This window comes from Kosmotoga sp., assembly GCF_982836095.1.
This window is the reverse complement of sequence record NZ_CEYIHJ010000032.1, coordinates 1,449-7,243: the sequence shown is the minus strand read 5'-3', so window position 1 is coordinate 7,243 and position 5,795 is coordinate 1,449. Positions and strand designations below refer to the sequence as shown.

General features: G+C 41.9%; 6 protein-coding genes. All 6 read right to left on the bottom strand.

Going from position 1 to position 5,795, the window contains the following annotated elements; genetic code table 11:
- Positions 1–324 (bottom strand): electron transfer flavoprotein subunit beta/FixA family protein (locus AC3LHT_RS03675; RefSeq protein ID WP_488662016.1); only part of this gene is annotated, 324 nt, incomplete at its 3' end.
- A 21-nt stretch (positions 325–345) separates the two neighbouring features.
- On the bottom strand, positions 346–1,248 hold the full coding sequence (gene murQ, locus AC3LHT_RS03670) for an N-acetylmuramic acid 6-phosphate etherase (protein WP_290666843.1): 903 nt from the start codon (positions 1,246–1,248) through the stop codon (positions 346–348).
- A 33-nt stretch (positions 1,249–1,281) separates the two neighbouring features.
- Complete coding sequence (locus tag AC3LHT_RS03665; RefSeq protein ID WP_488662015.1) at positions 1,282–2,439, bottom strand: exo-beta-N-acetylmuramidase NamZ family protein; 1,158 nt, start codon at positions 2,437–2,439, stop codon at positions 1,282–1,284.
- Positions 2,440–2,451: 12 nt separating this feature from the next.
- A complete protein-coding gene (locus AC3LHT_RS03660) occupies positions 2,452–3,279 on the bottom strand; it encodes a carbohydrate ABC transporter permease (protein WP_290666847.1) in 828 nt (275 codons plus the stop codon).
- A gap of 1 nt (position 3,280) precedes the next feature.
- Positions 3,281–4,186, bottom strand: coding sequence for a carbohydrate ABC transporter permease (locus tag AC3LHT_RS03655; protein ID WP_290647361.1), 906 nt, complete (start codon positions 4,184–4,186; stop codon positions 3,281–3,283).
- Between the two features lie 57 nt (positions 4,187–4,243).
- On the bottom strand, positions 4,244–5,488 hold the full coding sequence (locus AC3LHT_RS03650; protein WP_290666849.1) for an ABC transporter substrate-binding protein: 1,245 nt from the start codon (positions 5,486–5,488) through the stop codon (positions 4,244–4,246).
- Positions 5,489–5,795 lie beyond the last annotated feature (307 nt).

Below are 5,795 nucleotides of genomic sequence, written 5' to 3'. Positions count from 1 at the left end.
GAACTTTTTTAAAGCTTTTGAAAGAACGATAGCGGTGGCAAGTGTATCGGCACCCGCGAATCTGCGGTCACAGATCAGGTAAGCGTTATCTATTCCCATTGCAATTGCCTCTTTAAGGGCTTCTTCAGCAGCGGGTGGGCCCATAGAAAAAGCTATGATTGTTGCTTCCATGGATTCTTTTATTCTCAAAGATGCTTCTATAGCATGCAAATCCAGTGGATTGATGATGTTACCGGAGTCTTCTCTTATCATAGTTCCCGTCTCAGGATCGAGCTTAACCAAATCTGTGTCGGGAACTTGTTTTACAAGCACAGCGATTTTCATCTTTTCCTCCTTGAGTATTTATCATTGACCTTCACCAAGTGCTTTGTATAATTTTCCGCCTGCTTTTTCAAGTTTCCTTTTCGCTTTGTCTTTAGTAGAACCCGTGATAGCCATGTATATGGCTATTCGAGGACTTCTTCCAGAGACCTCGAAGAGTTCTTTTGCCCTTTCGTAATCGATACCCGTCGCAATTTGAATCATTTTAATTGCTCTTTCAGCCAATTTCCTGTTAGTTACCACAAGGTCAGTCATAAAATTTTTGTAGACTTTTCCCATTTCAATCATCGTTACCGTGCTTATCATATTCAATACCATCTTCTGAGCCGTTCCGGCTTTCATTCTAGTTGAGCCTGTGAGTACTTCTGGGCCAGTAACAACTTCTATGCTCACATCTGCGAACATGGCCACTTTGGGGTTCGGAACATTTGAAATAGCCACAGTACTCGCTCCGGTATTCTTCGCCTCTCTCAAAGCTGAAAGTACAAAAGGGGTTCTTCCGCTTGCTGTTATACCAATAACGGTGTCTATGGCGCTTAACCCAGCTTTTTTAAGTTCTTCAGCAGCGAATTCTTCTTTATCCTCCGCATCTTCTATGGGCGTTAGAAAGGCTTTTTCACCACCTGCCATGATAGCTTTGAAGGCTTTCTTTTCACCAAATGTGGGATATATTTCCGAAGCGTCTACAACACCAAGCCTCCCACTAGTCCCGGCTCCAACATATAAGACTTTTCCGCCTTTTTTTAGACTGGATAGTGTTAAGAGAATGGCATTTTCTATTCTTGGAATTTCTTTTTCAACGGCATAAGCTATTTTTTTATCTTCTTCATTGATAATTCGCAATTTTTCGGCAATGGGGACTCTGTCGATGTATTTGCTTTTTTCGTTGATACCTTCCGTGATCAAATGCTCCAACTCTTCTTTCACGTCAATCACTCCTGCATGGAAAGGGTTGTTTAATTACCTGTAAAGATGATATTTCTGCGCTATTTCCATAAAGCTTTTTTCTTCTTCTTTCCACAATTCTGCTATTTCTTCTCCGGTAACGCCTTTTTGAAGCAATACCTTATACTCTGAATTACCGATCAATCTGTCAAAATGGTTGAGACCTTTAGCGTCGTGATACACATGGTCCCATTCAAAGTGGTCAGGATGCAAAGTTATAAGAACGTGGATTAAATTCAAAGACAATTTCAAAGGATTTGCCTTTTCTCTGTCAGTGACATAAAATTCCAACCCATAACAGAGTTCATTCATATATTTCGCCGAGAAGGGAATAAAACTTCTCTCACGCATTTCTATACCTTCGTGGGGGAATTTTTCAAGCCTTTTTAGCAGCTCTTTCGAATCTATCCAGGGGGCACCTATATACTTGAAGGGATGCACTGTCCCACGCCCTACTGATACGTTCACACCTTCAAGGAGGCATAATCCTGTGTATAGAATTGTATGTTCAAGATCTGGTAAATTGGGTGAAGGAGTTGGCCATAGCAGACCAGTTTCATCGTAATAAAGCTTCCTTCTCCAGTTGTCCATTTCTACTATTTCGAGATCAACACCTATATTGAATTCGTTATTCAAATAATGAGCCAATTCTCCTATCGTAAGGCCGTATCGAACACTGAGGGCATACCCGCCTACAAAAGATTCGAAGCCTTTCCTGACTACAGGACCTTCTACTTTTCCCCCGAGGGGATTTGGTCTGTCGAGAACGATGATCTTTATACACTTTTCTGCACAGGCTTCCATGAGATAGCCAAGAGTGTAAATATAGGTGTAGTAGCGCAGTCCCACATCCTGTATGTCATATATCACCGCATCCAAGCCGTCAAGCATTTCTTGAGTGGGCTTTAGATGCGCTCCGTAGAGAGAATAAACAGGGAGGTTGTATCGTGGGTCCACGGAGTCCTTAACTTTTTCGCCATCTGCCACAGCTCCCCAAATCCCATGCTCTGGACCAAAGAGCTTTTTTATTTTGAACCCGCTTTTCAGAAGCTTTTCGAGATTAATTTCGAGTTTTGAAGTAACGCCGGAGGAGTTAGTCAACAATCCAAGATTCATCTTAGCGTATTTGGTTTTGTTATCGAGTATCTTTTCTATACCGGGTTTTACTTTCATTTTTTCACAACCTTATTTGATTGCTCCCTGAGTCATTCCGGCTATAAACTGCCTTGAAAAGATCAGGAACAAAATTATTGTTGGTGCTATGGCAAGCGTTAAACTCGTGAAAAGCAAGTTCCAGCGATTCGCATATTCGCCAAAGAAAATAGACACAGCAAGGGTAATTGTCGCCTTTGAACGATCATTTATAAATATGAGTGGGAAGAAGAAATCATTCCAGACGTTCACAAAGCTTACAATGGAGACAATGGAAATAGCTGGCTTTATGAGCGGTATGACCACATGCCTGTAAATCTGAAGAGGATTGGCCCCGTCTATTCTTGCAGCCTCGCTCAGCTCGTTGGGAACACCGTCTATGAAATTTTTCAGCAAGAACACCGAAAATGGTATGTTCACTGCGATGTATATTATTATCAGACCAAGGCGGCTGTTGGTTAAATTTATATTCCTAAGGAGCAGATAAATGGGGATAATCGCAAGCCTTGCCGGAAAAGCAAGGCCGAGCATTGAATACATAAAGAGAAAACGCCTGCCCCTGAATTCATACTTTGAGATTGCATAGGCAAAAAATGATGATATTATCACAATCCCCACAACCGCGCTTCCCGCGATAATGAGACTGTTGAGGTATCCCCTTCCTATTCCGGCTTGATTCCAGGCATCTATAATGTTCCTAAATGAAGGGTCTGTCGGGAGAGAAAAGGGTTTTAGGTATATATCACGCATACTCTTAAATGAATTGCTGATCATCATCAAAAAGGGGACAAGAACGAGCATGGTATAGATAAGTAAAAGAGTGTAAACGAGTATTTTTCCATATTTTGATAGTGTAAGCATATCAAGCGCTCCTTTGCCTTTTTTCAACAAGATAGACGTATAATATGGAAACAGGCATAATTATAGCGAATATGAATACTGTAATTGTTGCGCCAAGCCCCATATCGATTGCAGAGCTCCCCAAGCCGCCAAAAGCGGTTCGGTAGAAAAGCGTTCCAAGGACATCTGTTGAGCGATAAGGTCCGGCTTGAACACCCTCAAGTGCATATATCATGTCAAACACGTTGAAGCTCCAGATAAACAAAAGAATGGCCAATGTTCTTACAGTAGAAAATGAAAGAGGAAATATTATCCTCCAGATTATTTTCCAGTTGCTTGCGCCATCGATATAAGCAGCTTCCAACAACGAAGGGTTTATATCAAGAATAGCCGCAAGAAGTACTAGCACGTAAAAGCCGATATTTCTCCAGGCATTTACTAGTATAATAGTGGTTAACGCGGTAGACTCCTGGCCAAGCCATGACTGTGCGAGACCACCAAGCCCTATGAGCTTCAAGAATTGGTTCACAAGACCTACCTGCGGGTTTAAATACAGGCTCCACATGAAGCCAACCAACACCAGTGGAATCATATTGGGAATATAGACAATGTTTCTGAACATTCTGGCACCTTTTATCTTGCTGGCAAGCATTAGCGCAATGAAAAAACCCACGCCGATTTCTATTAAGGCAGCGAGGAAATAAAAATACACATTATGCCAAAAAGCATTGAACACTTCGTTCCTGAAAGAACCAGCCGAGAAAACCTTCCTGAAATTATCCAGACCAACAAATGTCTTTTTCCCAACTCCCGGCCAACTATATAAGCTAAGGAACAAGCTGTTGATGAGCGGATATACAATGAACAGTGTATACAATATAAGGGCGGGCAAAACAAATAAAAGAAGATACCTTTTTGCCAGTTTCATTCTGCACTCCTTAGAAAATCCCCTTCCCCTTTGAAGGGAAGGGGAGTATTAAAAAGATCACTTCTTCATTAGAGGTTCATACCACTGAGAAATGGCGTCCTGAGCATTTCTTGCAAGCTCCTCAGGTGTTATTTTCCCAGAGTACATTGCTTGCATTCCAGGGCTGAGGACATCTGTGTAAAGTGAGGGTTTTTGTGTGACAAACACGGAACCTACCCAGTAAACGTAAGGGGATGCGTGGTTGTTGTATGTATCGACCGCGACTTTCAGTATATCAAGATCCGGGAGCTGTGCACCGCTAACAGCGGGAATGTTGTAAGTGACATTGGAGAAAATCGTACCGAATTCAGGAGTCGCACAGAATTCGAGAACTTTCAGAGAATCTTCACGGTTCTTTACATTAGAAGTGAGGGCAATGGCACCATCCATATAGGTATAAGCATAAGGTTCCTGACATTCGTTGGCAGGAGGAACCATGAAATAGCCAACTCTTAAATCAGGGTTGAGCTCGTGCCAGGTTTGATAACCCCAAATACCGTAGAACACCATTGCGGCTTGGCCAAAGGCAAAAGCTGCGTTAAGGTCGCTTGTAGAATTTCCCATAAACCCTTTTTGATAGTACTTTTTCAGGTCGTTTAGCTTCCTGTTTAGATCCACGAATTTAACATCGAGGAAGCAGGTTTTTCCTTCTGTAAGGTCTTTGATCCATTCAGGGCCAAGAACGCTAACACCACACATCGCATGCTGCATGGTCAATGCCCAGGCTTCTTTTCCTGGTACGAAGAAGGGAGTAATGCCGTTTTTCTGAATAGTATCGGCAACTTCAACGAGTTCATCCCAGGTTTTTGGAATGGAGAGGCCAAACTGATCGAAATAGTCTTTATTATAGAAAATTCCCACAACTTGAACAGCAAACGGAACCCCGTAAACTTTTCCACCAGAAGTAACGGAGTTCAAAACTGCCTGTGGGAAATGGCTAAGGTCAAAATCATTCGGGAGTGGTAAATACAGCCCATTGTCTATCAAAGTCTGGGTTCGGCCACCGGGAAGCCTTCGTGAATAAACCAGATCAGGCCCAGTTCCCGTTTGAAGAGCCAGATTTACCTTGGCATCATATTCCGTGGGAGCATAAGCTGTAAAGTTAATCTTGATATCATAGCCTTGAGCTCTGAGTCTTGATTCAACTTGTTTCCAAACATCTGCGTCCTGGCTTCTCCAGCTCCAGATATTAACTACGCCAGAAAACGCTATAGCTGAAAGCAGGACAACTAAAGAAATCAGAAGAACGGAACGTAATTTCATGTAACTCACCCCTTTTTGTATGAAGTAAAGAACAGGTACAAATACAATTTTGAAGTCGATTAATTATACAAACATGTATTGCATTACTCCAAGATAAATTAGCGCCGATTACACGTGTTTAATGGAAGTGAAAGAGAAATATATCCATTTACCGAGAATAATTATATCGAGATATGTATATTCATATTGCTTATGATAATACAAATTACAGCGGTTGGGTAAATTCCACAATCCAGATTATAGCTGGATGCGGAGATGGTATCTGTAATAATGGAGAAACATGTTCAACATGTTCAACAGACTGCGG